The sequence below is a fragment of the Streptomyces poonensis genome (assembly GCF_014650915.1).
GTDB lineage: Bacteria > Actinomycetota > Actinomycetes > Streptomycetales > Streptomycetaceae > Streptomyces > Streptomyces poonensis.
The window spans coordinates 220115-234559 of record NZ_BMVW01000008.1; the positions used below are offsets into that span (position 1 = coordinate 220115).

10 protein-coding genes are annotated in these 14445 nt (G+C 71.5%); 9 read left to right on the top strand and 1 reads right to left on the bottom strand.

The genetic code is table 11. From position 1 onward, the window contains the following. Window positions 1-394: 394 nt before the first annotated feature. From leuS to holA, 8 genes are all read left to right on the top strand, one after another. Window positions 395-3265, top strand: a complete 2871-nt coding sequence (leuS, locus tag IE242_RS21260; RefSeq protein WP_189861619.1) for a leucine--tRNA ligase — start codon at window positions 395-397, stop codon at window positions 3263-3265. Between the two features lie 168 nt (window positions 3266-3433). After that, window positions 3434-4201, top strand: coding sequence for a hypothetical protein (locus IE242_RS21265; RefSeq protein ID WP_189861621.1), 768 nt, complete (start codon window positions 3434-3436; stop codon window positions 4199-4201). 202 nt (window positions 4202-4403) lie between these two features. Continuing rightward, window positions 4404-5249: a DegV family protein gene (locus IE242_RS21270; protein WP_189861623.1), complete on the top strand. Its 846-nt coding sequence runs from the start codon at window positions 4404-4406 to the stop codon at window positions 5247-5249. 482 nt (window positions 5250-5731) lie between these two features. After that, a complete protein-coding gene (locus IE242_RS21275) occupies window positions 5732-6562 on the top strand; it encodes a ComEA family DNA-binding protein (RefSeq protein WP_373299550.1) in 831 nt (276 codons plus the stop codon). Window positions 6563-6594: 32 nt separating this feature from the next. Continuing rightward, window positions 6595-9219 (top strand): ComEC/Rec2 family competence protein, encoded by a 2625-nt coding sequence (locus IE242_RS21280; protein WP_373299555.1) that lies wholly within the window; start codon window positions 6595-6597, stop codon window positions 9217-9219. A gap of 4 nt (window positions 9220-9223) precedes the next feature. After that, the gene (locus IE242_RS21285; RefSeq protein ID WP_189861630.1) at window positions 9224-10042 is read left to right on the top strand and encodes an arylamine N-acetyltransferase family protein; all 819 of its coding nucleotides are present in this window, start codon (window positions 9224-9226) and stop codon (window positions 10040-10042) included. Between the two features lie 97 nt (window positions 10043-10139). Continuing rightward, complete coding sequence (locus IE242_RS21290; RefSeq protein WP_189861631.1) at window positions 10140-10385, top strand: hypothetical protein; 246 nt, start codon at window positions 10140-10142, stop codon at window positions 10383-10385. An 86-nt stretch (window positions 10386-10471) separates the two neighbouring features. Continuing rightward, entirely contained in the window at window positions 10472-11458 is a 987-nt protein-coding gene (holA, locus tag IE242_RS21295) for a DNA polymerase III subunit delta (RefSeq protein ID WP_189861633.1), read from the top strand. A gap of 346 nt (window positions 11459-11804) precedes the next feature. Here the strand turns inward: holA and rpsT are convergent, their stop codons facing one another. Next, window positions 11805-12071, bottom strand: a complete 267-nt coding sequence (rpsT, locus tag IE242_RS21300; protein WP_189861635.1) for a 30S ribosomal protein S20 — start codon at window positions 12069-12071, stop codon at window positions 11805-11807. 237 nt (window positions 12072-12308) lie between these two features. On the opposite strand from rpsT, the gene lepA reads away from it, so the two are divergent. Beyond that, entirely contained in the window at window positions 12309-14177 is a 1869-nt protein-coding gene (gene lepA / locus IE242_RS21305; protein WP_189861637.1) for a translation elongation factor 4, read from the top strand. Window positions 14178-14445: the final 268 nt, after the last annotated feature.

Genomic DNA, 14445 nt, shown 5'->3' on the forward strand with positions numbered 1-14445 from the left:
GTAGGGAGTTTCAGTTATTGCGTTGTTATCAAGTGGTGATGCGGTAGCTGTGATGCCCCTTAGCGGGTGTTACGCGAAGTAAAATTTGAATCTTTGTCAAGTTCTCCGGCCGGTTCTTCCGTGCGGCGACCCGTGTGACAACCAGTGCGGGGACCGGTGCGGAGACCGGCGGCAAGGCGTCCGTGGACGCTCGTCGCGGTGTTCGCAGGGGCTGCGGTACCCTGGCGCCATGCGTGCCGTACGCCTTCTGCTTAGCGAGCCGCGCTGATAAGTCCCGGCCACGGGAGAACCGAGTGGCCGGAGTCAGCGCGGCGTCCCCTCCTGTGCGAGGGGATTTTTCGTTTCTTGGAATCGCAGCCGCTGGCAGATGACGATCGATGGAGCTTTGAGGATCATGAGCGAGACGAACCCCGCTGCCGCCGCCGAGGTGGCCGCGCCGCACCGCTACACGGCCGCCATGGCCGCGGAGATCGAGGCACGCTGGCAGGACTTCTGGGACGCCGAGGGTACGTACGAGGCTCCGAACCCCACCGGTGACCTGGCGGGCGACCCCGAGCTGGCCGCCAAGCCCAAGAAGTTCGTCATGGACATGTTCCCGTACCCCTCCGGTGCGGGTCTGCACGTCGGTCACCCCCTGGGCTACATCGCCACCGACGTCTTCGCCCGGTTCCAGCGGATGACCGGCCACAACGTCCTGCACACCCTGGGTTTCGACGCCTTCGGCCTGCCCGCCGAGCAGTACGCGGTGCAGACCGGCACGCACCCGCGCGTGTCCACCGAGGCCAACATGGAGAACATGCGGAGCCAGCTGCGCCGGCTGGGTCTGGGCCACGACAAGCGCCGGTCGTTCGCCACGATCGACCCGGAGTACTACAAGTGGACCCAGTGGATCTTCCTGCAGATCTTCAACTCCTGGTACGACGAGGAGGCCCGCAAGGCCCGGCCGATCTCGGAGCTGGTGGCCCAGTTCGAGAGCGGTGAGCGCGCGGTTCCCGGCGGCCGTTCCTGGGGTGCGCTGACCGCCGCCGAGCGCGCCGACGTCCTGGGCCAGTACCGCCTGGCGTACGCCTCCGACGCGCCCGTCAACTGGTGCCCCGGCCTGGGCACCGTGCTGGCCAACGAGGAGGTCACCGCCGACGGGCGCTCCGAGCGCGGCAACTTCCCCGTCTTCAAGGCCAAGCTGCGCCAGTGGAACATGCGCATCACCGCCTACGCCGACCGGCTGCTGGAGGACCTGGACGGGCTGGACTGGCCCGAGGCCATCAAGCTGCAGCAGCGCAACTGGATCGGCCGCTCCGAGGGCGCCCGCGTCGACTTCCCGATCGACGGCGAAGCGATCACGATCTTCACCACGCGCCAGGACACCCTGTTCGGCGCCACCTACATGGTGCTGGCGCCCGAGCACCCGCTGGTCGAGAAGTTCACCCCGGCCGCCTGGCCGGAGGACACCCGCGAGGCGTGGACCGGCGGGCACGCCACCCCGGCCGAGGCCGTCGCCGCGTACCGCGCGCAGGCCGCGTCCAAGTCCGACGTCGAGCGGCAGGCCGAGGCCAAGGACAAGACCGGTGTCTTCACGGGCGCCTTCGCGACCAACCCGGTCAACGGCGAGCGCATCCCCGTCTTCATCGCCGACTACGTACTGATGGGCTACGGCACCGGCGCCATCATGGCCGTCCCGGCGCACGACACGCGTGACTTCGCCTTCGCGCGCGCCTTCGAGCTGCCGATGCGCTGCGTCGTCGAGCCGAGCGACGGCCGCGGCACCGACACGACCACCTGGGACGACGCCTTCGCCTCGTACGACGCGAAGATCGTGAACTCCGCCGGTGACGACATCACCCTGGACGGGCTGGGCGTCGTCGACGCCAAGGCGCGCATCACCGAGTGGCTGGAGCGCCAGGGCATCGGCGAGGGCACCGTCAACTACCGGCTGCGTGACTGGCTGTTCAGCCGCCAGCGCTACTGGGGCGAGCCCTTCCCGATCGTCTACGACGAGGACGGCATCGCCCACGCGCTGCCCGAGTCGATGCTGCCGCTGGAGCTGCCCGAGGTCGAGGACTACTCGCCGCGCACCTTCGACCCGGACGACGCCGACACCGAGCCCGAGACGCCGCTGTCCCGCAACGAGGACTGGGTCAACGTCACGCTGGACCTGGGCGACGGCCCGAAGAAGTACCGCCGCGAGACCAACACCATGCCCAACTGGGCCGGTTCCTGCTGGTACGAACTGCGCTACCTGGACCCGCACAACAGCGAGAAGCTGGTCGACCCGGAGATCGAGCAGTACTGGATGGGCCCGCGCGCGGGCCAGCCGCACGGCGGCGTCGACCTGTACATCGGCGGGCAGGAGCACGCCGTGCTGCACCTGCTGTACGCGCGCTTCTGGTCCAAGGTGCTGTTCGACCTGGGGCACATCTCGTCGGCCGAGCCGTTCCACAAGCTGTACAACCAGGGCATGATCCAGGCGTACGTCTACCGCGACAGCCGGGGCATCGCCGTCCCCGCCGCCGAGGTGGAGGAGCGCGACGGCGCGTACTGGTACCAGGGCGAGAAGGTCTCCCGCCTGCTGGGCAAGATGGGCAAGTCCCTGAAGAACGCCGTCACCCCGGACGAGATCTGCGCCGAGTACGGGGCGGACACGCTGCGCCTGTACGAGATGGCGATGGGTCCCCTGGACGTGTCGCGGCCGTGGGACACGCGCGCGGTGGTGGGCCAGTTCCGGCTGCTGCAGCGGCTGTGGCGCAACGTCGTCGACGAGGCGACCGGCGAGGTCACCGTGACCGACGCGGAGCCCGACGAGGACACCCTGCGGGCGCTGCACAAGGCCGTCGACGGGATGCGCCAGGACCTGGAGGGCATGCGGTTCAACACCGCCATCGCCAAGGTCACCGAGCTGAACAACCACCTGACGAAGGCCGGCGGCCCGGTGTCCCGGTCGGTCGCCGAGGCTCTGGTGCTGCTGGTCGCGCCGCTGGCCCCGCACGTCGCCGAGGAGCTGTGGCGCAAGCTGGGTCACACGGACTCGGTCGTCCACCAGGACTTCCCGGTCGCCGACCCCGCGTACGTCGTGGACGAGACGGTGACGTGCGTGGTGCAGGTGAAGGGCAAGGTCAAGGCCCGGCTGGAGGTGTCGCCGGCCATCTCCGACGAGGAGCTGGAGAAGGTGGCGCTGGCCGACGAGAAGGTCGTCGCCGCGCTGGGCGGCGCCGGCATCCGCAAGGTCATCGTGCGGGCGCCGAAGCTGGTGAACATCGTGCCGGCGTAGGTTCCGGAGTGCCGGCGTAGGGCATTCGGGGATCCCCTAGGGGATTTCCAGCGGGCAGGTCCGGGTTCCTGTTGGAACTCCGGACCTGCCCGTTGCGTTTACCGTGGAAGAGCGGCACCGCCGGAGCCGCAGGATGTGTCGTGCGCCGGGTGTCGGAGGAGGAGCCTCGTGGAGACCGTCATCGCCGTCATGGCCCTGATCTTCGTGCTGTTCCTGGCGCTGGGCGCGTACGCCACCGTCAAGGTCGTCGGAGCCGCCAAGCGGGGCGTCGACCGGACGATCTCGCAGGCCCGTCGGACGGTCGAGGACACCACACTGCGCGCCAAGAGCCTCGCCCAGCCCGGACCCGTGGGCGAGCTGGCCGAGCTCCGGCTCAGGCTGCGCACCACGATGCGGGCCACCCAGGACGCGCTGGAAGCGGGCGTGGCGGCGGAGGACGAGTCCCTGAAGGAGACGCTGGCCCTTTTCGCCCGGCTCAGCGCCCACGGGCACGAACTGGACGCCGAGTTGAGGCGCCTGGAGTCCGGGCCGGATCGCGCCAAGCTCACCGAGCGGCTGCCCGTCCTGCGCGAGCGCACCGAGCGGATCACCAAGTCGGCGGACGACCTGCGCTGGGCGGCGCACGACCGGGCCCGGCGCTTCGCGGACGACGACCTGGACACGCTCAGTGCGCAGATCGACGTCGAGACGGGTGCGCTGCGGCACTGGACGTCCGGTCCTGCCTCCCCGACGGACGCCCGGGGCGCCGCCCCGGTGGATCCGCCTCCGTGGCCCGAGGCCCCGGCGCCCGAGGCCGCCGCCTCCGGTGGGCAGACCTGGCCCGAGACCCCCGAGGCCCGTACGGCGGAGGAGCCGACGCGGCCCGCGATCAACCCGCCGGGCCCCCGGACCACCTACCCCTGGCAGAAGAAGCCCCGCCCCGAGAGCACGACGTGATTCCGGCCGTCGGGGGCATGACTCGATCCCGCTCTGACGGAGGCACGATGTGCTTCCGGTCGTCGGGAGCACGACTGATTTCGACTGTCGGGAGCGCGACTTGATTCCGACCATCGGGGACACGACTTGATACCGACCGTCCGACCGCAGGTGGGAGGGCCCGGGCTGCCTTCCATGCGTCCCGGCAGGTAACCTCCAGCTCATGTCCCGCCATGTCGCGATCGTCACCGATTCAACGGCCTATCTGCCGCAGCGGACGATGCAGCGCCACGGCATCACCGCGGTGCCGTTGACCGTGGTGCTCGGCGACCGGGCGCTGGAGGAGGGCACCGAGATCTCGGCGCGCTCGCTGGCACAGGCCCTCCAGAAGCGGCAGCCCGTCACCACGTCCCGCCCCAGCCCCGAGCAGTTCGCGAAGACCTACCGTCAGATCGCCGAGTCGGGCGCATCGAGCATCGTCTCCCTGCATCTGTCCGCCGAGTTCTCGGGCACGTACGACGCGGCCGTGCTGGCGGCCCGCGAGGCGCCCGTGCCCGTGCGCGTGGTCGACACCGGGATGGTCGCCATGGCACTCGGGTTCTGCGCGCTGGCCGCGGCGGAGACCGCGGAGGCGGGAGGCACGGCCGACGAGGCGGTCACCGCGGCGGAGAAACGGGCGGCGGGCACGTCCGCCCACTTCTACGTCGACACCCTCGACTATCTGCGCCGGGGTGGCCGGATCGGAGCCGCACAGGCCCTGCTCGGCTCCGCGCTCGCCGTCAAGCCGCTGCTGCAACTCGACGACGGCCGCATCGAGCTGCTGGAGAAGGTGCGTACGGCGTCCCGGGCGATCGCCCGGCTGGAGGAGATCGTCGCCGCTCGCGCCGGGAGCGGGCCCGTGGACATCGCCGTCCATCACCTGGCCGCGCCCGAGCGCGCCCAGTCGCTCGCGGACCGGCTGCGGGAGCGGGTGCCCGGACTGACCGAGCTGCATGTGAGCGAGGTCGGCGCGGTGATCGGGGCGCACACGGGGCCGGGACTGCTGGGGGCTGTGGTCTCGCCACGGTGAGGTGTCGTCTCGGCGAGGTGCGGCAGATGCCCGTGTGGGTGCTGTGGGTGCTGTGGGTGCTGTGGGTGATGGAGTTGTCCACAACCGGCAGGTGATCCACGGGAATCGAGCAAGATCATCGCAAGAGGGCGGGAGTGCCCGATCCTCGCCGCATGGCACTTCGATCACGTTCACACCGTTCACCGGCAGCGTCCGCCACGAGCGGCCCCGGCCGTTCCCCGCACTCCGACGGCCGCGTACGCCATCACCCCAGCCGCGCCCGGGGACCGGCCCGCCCAGCCCGTCCCCGGAGCCGAGCGGCGCGACGGCAGGCATCGGCAGAGCTTCTCCGCAGGCGTGCGGAAGCCCTGTTCGCCGAACGGCTCCGGGAGCGGCGGGAGTCGGGGAACGGACCGCCGGGGGAGTCCGGGGCGTCCGCCGGGCCCGAGGCGTCGACAGGGACCGGGGCGTCGGCCTGGCCCGAGGCGTCGGCGGGTCCCGGGATGCCGAGTGGGCCGACGGCGAGTACGGGTGCCGGGGTCGTCGAGGAGGCTGAGGACGACCTTCCGGTGCGCGGGGGACACGGCACCGCCTGGCGGGAGCGGATCGGGCCGGCGCTGCGGGAGCGGATGCCGATGTGGTTGCAGGCGCGGTGCGGTCTCGAACGGAGAAGCGTCGTCGCGCTCGGCGTGGTCCTGGGCGGCGCGGCGGTCCTCGCCGGGCAGCACTTCTGGGCGGGCAGGACACAGCCGGTCGACGCACCCGAGGTCGTGCGGCCGGCAGTCCACAGCGAGCGGGACGTCCCGGACGCCTTGACCTTCGGTGCATCGGCCGGGCCGTCGGCGCCCGCCGCGCTGCCCGCCATCGTGGTGGACGTCGGCGGGAAGGTGCGCAGCCCCGGAGTCCGGCGGCTGCCCGCGGGGTCCCGCGTCGCCGACGCGCTGCGCGCGGCCGGCGGGGTACGTCCGGGCGTGAGCGTCGAAGGGCTCAACCGGGCCCGGCTGCTCGTCGACGGGGAGCAGGTGGTCGTCGGAGCTCCCGGGCCCGCAGCGGGTGCCATGACGGGCACGGGAGGCCTCGCGGCCGGTACGGGAGGATCTGCGGCCGGTACGGGAGGAGGCACAGCAGGCGCTGCTCCTGCGGCTCCGGTTTCCCTCAACACGGCCACCGCCGACCAACTCGACACACTCCCCGGCGTCGGCCCAGTGCTGGCCCAGCACATCATCGACTACCGCGCCCAGCACGGCGGCTTCCGCTCGGTCGACGAACTCCGCGAGGTCAACGGCATCGGAGACCGCCGCTTCGCCGATCTGCGCGATCTCGTACGGCCATGAGCGCGCCGGTGAACTCCGCTGACCGGGCCCCCGTGCACGCCGCCGCCGGGAGTCGGCTCGGCGCTGCGCATCCCCGGCAGGAGGGACCTGCGGATCTGCGTCTGGTGCCACCCGCGCTGGCCGCCTGGGGTACGGCGGCGCTGATGCTCGACGCCTCGGCCGAGTGGGTCGTGGGTGTGATGACGGTCTGCCTGGTCATCGGCTGCGTCCTGCTGCGGGCGGCCCGGCGAGGGCGGGTCCGGGAGAGCGAGGAGGGCGGGCGGAGCGGGCAGAGGGAGAAGAGCAGGCAGAAGGAACGGGGCGAACAGAGCGAGGAGCGTGGGCACAGCGGGCACAGCGGGCACAGCGGGCACAGCGGGCACGGCGGGCGGAGCGGGCACAGCCGGAAGGCCTGGCAGCGCGTCTCCGTCGCCGCCGTCCTCCTCTGCGTCGCAGCGTCCGCAGCCTCCGCCGGGCTGCACGGGGCTGACCTGCGGCGCGGTCCCGTTCCCGGGCTCGCCCGCCAGTACGCACATGTGACGGCCGACGTCGAGCTCACCGCCGACCCGCGGCTCAGCCGCCCTCGGATCAGGGGCGACCACGCGGCCCCGGCTGCCGTCCTGCTCGAGGCGGAGGTCCGGCGTGTGAGGAAAACGGACGGGACGGTCCTCGGGACGCGTACGCCGGTCCTGGTGATCGCTGATGCGACGTCGTACGGGCGCCGGGCCTGGTTGTCCCTCCTGCCCTCCACCCGTGTGCGCGTCTTCGCGCGGGTCGCGCCGGCGTCGGCCGGTGGGGACCGGATCGCGGCGGTGCTGCGGGTGAGCGGCGAAGGGCCGCCGGACGTGATGGGCGAACCCTCCGCGACACAGCGGTTCGCGGGGCGTTTGCGCAGCGGGCTGCGGGAGGCGACGGACGGGCTGGGAACGGACGCGCGGGCCTTGCTGCCGGGGCTCGTCGTGGGGGACACCTCGCGGGTGCCGGCCGAACTGGACGAGGCGTTCAAGGCGACCGACCTCACCCATCTCATGGCCGTCAGCGGAGCCAACTTCACGATCATGCTTGCGCTGTTCCTCGGGCCTCCCGGACTCGCCCAGCGGGCGGAGCGTCGTGGCCTCGCATCCTGGCTCGGCATTCCCCTGCGGGCGACCGCGCTGGCCGGAGGCGGGATGATCCTCGCCTTCGTGATCGTGTGCCGGCCGGATCCGAGCGTGGTCCGGGCCGCGGCGTGCGGGTCGGTCGCGCTGCTGGCCATCGCGACCGGGCGCCGCAGATCCCTGATCCCCGCGCTGGCCACGGCGGTTCTGCTGCTCGTGCTCTACGACCCGTGGCTGGCCCGCAGTTACGGCTTCCTGCTCTCGGTGCTGGCGACCGGTGCCCTGCTCACCCTCGCCCCGCGGTGGAGCACCGCACTCCGACGGCGCCGGGTGCGGCCGCGCGTGGCCGAGGCACTGGCCGCGGCCGGCGCCGCTCAGGCGGTGTGCGCGCCGGTCGTCGCGGTGCTGTCGGCCCAGGTGAGCCTGGTGGCGGTGCCGTGCAATCTGCTGGCGGAGTTCGCGGTGGCGCCGGCCACGGTACTGGGGTTCGCGGCGCTGGCGGCCGCACCGGTGGCGATGCCCGTCGCCGAGGCGTTCGCGTGGTGCGCGAGTTGGCCCGCGGGCTGGATCGCCGGCATCGCGCGGACGGGGGCCGCGCTGCCGGGTGCCGGAGTGGACTGGCCGGGAAGCTGGACGGGTGCGCTCCTCCTCGTCCTGGTGACGGTCGCCCTGGCCGCCGGCGGGCGGTGGGCGGTGCGGCACCCCTGGCTCTGCGGTGTGTGTTGCGTGGCGTTCCTGCTCGTCGTGGTGCAGCCGCCGCCTCTGACCAGGGTGATCACCGGCTGGCCACCGCCGGGTTGGCGGTTCGCGATGTGCGATGTCGGGCAGGGCGACGCGACGGTGCTCGCGGCGGGCGAGGGGACGGGCGTGGTCGTGGACGCCGGACCCGATCCGGCGCTCGTCGACCGCTGTCTGAGCGCCCTCGGCATCACGCGGATCCCCTTGGTCGTCCTGACCCACTTCCATGCCGATCATGTGGCGGGGCTGCCGGGTGTGCTGCGGGGACGTGCGGTGGGCGCGATCGAGACGACAGGGTTCGGGGAACCTGTGGACCAGGCCGAGTTCGTCCGCCGGCTGGCGGCGGCCCGTCGTGTCCCGGTGACGCGGGCCGCGGCGGGTGAGGAGCGGCGCACGGGCGACCTGGCCTGGCGGGTGCTCTGGCCGCCACCGGACGGCCCGCGCATACCGGGCAGGCCGACGGCACCCGCGCCGGAGGGACCGAACGACGCCAGCGTGACCATGCTCGTACGGTCGGCCGGGACGACCTTGCTGATGCTGGGCGATCTCGAGCCTCCGGCACAGCGGGCACTGCTGAGATCACCCGCTGCCGCCGGGCTGACAGCCGTGGACGTCCTCAAGGTCGCCCACCACGGCTCCGCCTACCAGGACCCGGACCTGATACGTGCCGTGGCCCCACGGCTGGCGCTCGTGTCGGTGGGCACCGGCAACCCCTACGGGCATCCGGCGCCGAGCACGCTGGCGGCGCTGCGGGCCGGCGGTGCGACGGTGCTGCGCACGGACGAGGACGGGGCGATCGCCGTCACCCGCACGGCGGGCGGGCTGGGGGTGGGGACAGACTGACGCCATGAACTCCGCACAGGCCGATGCCTACCTTCGCCGTATCGGGGCCGAGCGTCCCGCAGGACCGACCGTCGACGCGCTTAGCGAGCTGCATGTGCGCCATCTGTGCACGGTGCCGTTCGAGAACCTGTCGATCCACCTCGGCGAGGAGATAGTGCTCGAGGAGGAGCGGCTGCTGGACAAGGTGGTCGGGGCACGCCGGGGAGGCTTCTGTTACGAGTTGAACGGGGCCTTCGCGGCGCTGCTGAGGAGGCTGGGCTTCGAGGTGACGCTGTTGGCGGGGCGGGTGTTCAAGGAGGACGGCCGACTCGGGATCCCGTACGACCACCTCGCGCTGCGGGTGCGGACGGCGGACGGGGGCGACTGGCTGGCCGATGTCGGGTTCGGGGCGCACAGCCACTTCCCGCTGGCCCTCGCGGAGCGGGGTGAGCAGAGAGATCCGGCTGGAACGTTCCAGGTGGTCGAGGCGGGACTGCGGGCGGGCGGCGAGAAGGAGGCCGGGGAGTACGGGGACCTGGACGTGCTGCGGGACGGGAAGCCGCAGTACCGGCTGGAGGTGCGGCCGCGGGAGCTCGGGGACTTCGTGACCGGCGCCTGGTGGCACAGTACGTCGCCGGTGTCGCACTTCGGGCAGTCGCTCGTCTGCTCGCGGCAGACGGAGGACGGCGGACGGATCACCCTGAGCGGCCGCAGATTCACCGTCACCGCCCCGGGTGGCGGCCGTGAGGTGACGGAGCTGGTGACGGACAAGGAGGTGCTGACGACGTACTCGGAACGGTTCGGACTCCGGCTGGCACGCGTGCCGGAGGTGCGGGGAGCCTGACGAGGTGGGTATGAGGCGGCGGGTGTGAGCCGGCGGGTGCGAGGCGGGTATCCGGGCAGTGGGCAGCTCTCCGCCGGGCGTGTCCGACAATGTCACTGTGAGCGATGTGAGACATGTGCTGGTGCTGCCCGACCGCGATGCCGCGGAGGAGGTGGCGGAGGCGCTGGCCGACCGCTTCGGACTGGGCGAGGAGCCCCAGCTCGTACGGGAGGCGCTGGCCGGGGAGGACGACGCCGAGGACGCGCAGTGGCTGGTGGTCCTGCGGGACGAGGAGGAGCTGCTCGACCCCGCGGAGCTGGACGAGTTCGCGGGGGAGTGGGACGGATGGCGGGAGGAGCCGTGACGGGGCGTGCCGGAGTGGCGCCGCGCGGTCACCGGCGGGAGCGCGCCCGGACCGCGTTGTCAGTGCCGCGTGGGATGCTGTGAGCGATGGCCAGGAAGACTGCGAATGACGACCCTCTCGCCCCCGTCACGCTTGCCGTGGGCCAGGAGGACCTCCTGCTCGACCGTGCCGTGCAGGAGGTGGTGGCCGCCGCGAAGGCCGCCGACGCCGACACGGACGTACGGGACCTGACCCCGGACCAGTTGCAGCCCGGCACGCTTGCCGAGCTGACCAGTCCGTCGCTCTTCGCCGAGCGCAAGGTCGTGATCGTACGCAACGCGCAGGATCTGTCGGCCGACACGGTCAAGGACGTGAAGGCGTACCTCGGGTCGCCCGCCGAGGAGATCACCCTCGTGCTGCTGCACGCGGGCGGGGCCAAGGGGAAGGGGCTGCTGGACGCGGCGCGCAAGGCGGGGGCCCGTGAGGTGGCCTGCCCGAAGATGACGAAGCCGGCGGACCGGCTGGGCTTCGTGCGGGCGGAGTTCCGCACCCTGGGGCGGTCCGCCGCTCCCGAGGCCTGTCAGGCGCTGCTGGACGCGATCGGCAGCGATCTGCGGGAGCTGGCGTCCGCGGTGTCGCAGTTGTGCGCGGACGTCGAGGGGACGATCGACACGGCCGTGGTCGGGCGGTACTACACCGGGCGGGCCGAGGCGTCGAGCTTCGAGGTGGCCGACCGGGCCGTCGAGGGGCGGGCGGCGGAAGCGCTGGAGGCGCTGCGCTGGTCGCTGTCGACCGGGGTGGCGCCCGTGCTGATCACCAGCGCGCTGGCCCAGGGTGTGCGGGCCATCGGCAAGCTGTCCTCCGCGCGCGGTGGCCGTCCGGCCGACCTGGCGCGGGAGCTGGGGATGCCGCCGTGGAAGATCGACCGGGTGCGCCAGCAGATGCGCGGGTGGACACCGGACGGCGTCGCGGTCGCCCTGCGGGCGGTGGCCGAGGCCGACGCGGGGGTGAAGGGCGGCGGGGACGACCCCGGGTACGCCCTGGAGAAGGCGGTCGTGGCGATCGCGCGGGCAGCGCGGTCGCGACGGGGCTGAGCACCCGGCGGATGCCGGCGGTCCCGCCACGGTGCCTGGCAGGTCCAGGCACCGTGCTTGAACGACCGCCCCGCCGGGCACGCCGCACCCGCAGTCGCCGCACACACGCTGCACCCCCGGCGCAGCACAGCCGAAAGCCCCGGCCTCCGTTCCGGGGAAGAACGGCGACCGGGGCTCCGGATGAAACTCGTGGACTCATACCCGCGTGGCGAACGCAGGCCGCGTATGAGTCCGGGATGCCGGTCGGCAGCGGATGAGAGAGGGCCCGCTCTGGGTCCAGCCGGCGGTCAAGTCAGGAGAGTCAGGGGGACGAGTCCGGTGGACCCGGCCGACTCCGACTCGGTACTCAGCCCTTGAGGGAAGCGACCTGGGAAGCCAGCGCCGACTTCTTGTTGGCAGCCTGGTTCTTGTGGATGACGCCCTTGGAGACGGCCTTGTCCAGCTTGCGCGTGGCCTCGCGCAGAGCGGCGGTGGCCTTCTCCACGTCACCCGCGGCCGTGGCCTCACGGGTCTTGCGGATCGCGGTCTTCAGGGAAGACTTGACGGCCTTGTTGCGCAGCCGGGCCTTCTCGTTGGTCTTGATCCGCTTGATCTGGGACTTGATGTTCGCCACGAATGAGCCTTTTCAGGTTCAGGCACGGGGCCGCACGGGTCCCGTACCGGTGATTTTCCAGAAGACGTGCCTCGTGCTGAGAGGGCATGAGACACAGCCCCCCACCTTACCAGCGGCCCTTTGAGTGGCCCAAACCGGTCACCGGTCCGCGTCCGTGGGACCATGGAGCCTACGTATCGATCCGACCCGAGCCCGAGACCGCAGACACTGCGGACGCCTCAAGAATCAGGACCCTGCGTGCCCGCGACCCCCAGCCATGTGCCCGAGCCGAGCCGTACCGACCCGGCGCTGATCCGCAACTTCTGCATCATCGCGCACATCGACCACGGCAAGTCCACGCTCGCCGACCGGATGCTCCAGCTGACCGGTGTGGTCGAGCAGCGGCAGATGCGCGCTCAGTACCTCGACCGCATGGACATCGAGCGCGAGCGCGGCATCACGATCAAGTCCCAGGCCGTGCGTCTGCCCTGGGCGCCCACGCACGACAAGGGCAACACGCACATCCTCAACATGATCGACACCCCGGGGCACGTCGACTTCACGTACGAGGTCTCGCGGTCGCTCGCCGCGTGCGAGGGGACCATCCTCCTCGTGGACGCCGCCCAGGGCATCGAGGCGCAGACCCTCGCCAACCTGTACCTGGCGATGGAGAACGACCTCACGATCATCCCGGTGCTGAACAAGATCGACCTGCCGGCCGCGCAGCCCGAGAAGTTCGCCGAGGAGCTCGCCAACCTCGTCGGGTGCGACCCGGACGACGTGCTGAAGGTGTCCGCCAAGACCGGCCTCGGCGTCGAGGCGCTGCTCGACAAGGTCGTCGCCGAGATCCCCGCCCCGGTCGGTGTCGCCGACGCCCCGGCCCGCGCGATGATCTTCGACTCGGTGTACGACTCGTACCGCGGTGTCGTGACGTACGTCCGTGTCGTCGACGGGCAGCTCAACAAGCGCGAGCGCATCCGGATGATGTCCACCGGCGCCACGCACGAGCTGCTGGAGATCGGGACCAACTCGCCCGAGATGCTCGGCGCGGACGGCCTCGGCGTCGGCGAGGTGGGCTACCTGATCACCGGTGTGAAGGACGTCCGCCAGTCGAAGGTCGGCGACACGATCACCCAGCAGACCAAGGGGGCCACGGAGGCGCTCGGCGGCTACAAGGACCCCAAGCCGATGGTGTTCTCCGGCCTGTACCCGCTGGACGGCTCCGACTACCCGGAGCTGCGCGACGCCCTCGACAAGCTCCAGCTCAACGACGCCGCCCTGGTCTACGAGCCGGAGACCTCCGCGGCCCTCGGCTTCGGCTTCCGCGTCGGCTTCCTGGGCCTGCTGCACCTGGACGTGATCCGCGAGCGCCTCGAGCGCGAGTTCGGGCTCGACCTGATCGCCACCGCCCCGAACGTGGTCTACCGCGTGGTCATGGAGGACGGCAGCGAGCACACGGTCACCAACCCGAGCGAGTTCCCCGAGGGCAAGATCGGCGAAGTGTACGAGCCGGTCGTGCGCGCCACGATCCTGGCGCCGAGCGAGTTCATCGGCTCGATCATGGAGCTGTGCCAGACGCGGCGCGGCGTCATGCTCGGCATGGACTACCTCTCCGAGGACCGCGTCGAGATCCGCTACACGCTGCCGCTCGCGGAGATCGTCTTCGACTTCTTCGACCAGCTGAAGTCCAAGACCCGCGGCTACGCCTCGCTCGACTACGAGCCCACCGGCGAGCAGACCTCCAGCCTGGTCAAGGTCGACATCCTGCTGCACGGCGACAAGGTGGACGCGTTCTCCGCGATCACGCACAAGGACGCGGCGTACGCGTACGGTGTGCGGCTCGTCGCCAAGCTGCGCGAGCTGATCCCGCGGCAGGCCTTCGAGGTGCCCATCCAGGCGGCCATCGGCTCCCGCGTCATCGCCCGCGAGACCATCCGCGCCATCCGCAAGGACGTCCTCGCCAAGTGCTACGGCGGTGACATCTCCCGTAAGCGGAAGCTGCTGGAGAAGCAGAAGGAGGGCAAGAAGCGGATGAAGATGGTGGGCTCCGTGGAGGTTCCGCAGGAGGCCTTCATCGCCGTTCTGTCCAGCGACGACGCCGGGGGCTCCGGCAAGGGCAAGAAGTAGCCGGTCTCCAGGGCCGGCCCGTAAGGCCGGCACCGGGCCGTGGTCACGGGCCCGTCGCGCTTCGGCGCGGCGGGCCCGTCCGTATGCGCGGGGTCCTTCGCCGACGGCTCCCGTGGGCCGTACCGGCGGCATCCTCGGACGAAGTGACGGTCTTCCGCCCCTTACGCACCGGCGGGCAGGGCTCTACCCTGATCACCACTCGATGGTTACTCGCGAGTTAAACAGCAGTCGCAATGAGCCAGCCGCACCGTCGCGGGCCCGGGAGGAC

Coding starts and splice junctions, on each gene's coding strand:
- IE242_RS21270 (WP_189861623.1), top strand. CDS start 4,404: ATGTCCCGCCATGTCGCGATCGTCACCGATTCAACGGCCTATCTGCCG.
- IE242_RS21285 (WP_189861630.1), top strand. CDS start 9,224: ATGAACTCCGCACAGGCCGATGCCTACCTTCGCCGTATCGGGGCCGAG.
- leuS (WP_189861619.1), top strand. CDS start 395: ATGAGCGAGACGAACCCCGCTGCCGCCGCCGAGGTGGCCGCGCCGCAC.
- IE242_RS21275 (WP_373299550.1), top strand. CDS start 5,732: ATGCCGAGTGGGCCGACGGCGAGTACGGGTGCCGGGGTCGTCGAGGAG.
- holA (WP_189861633.1), top strand. CDS start 10,472: ATGGCCAGGAAGACTGCGAATGACGACCCTCTCGCCCCCGTCACGCTT.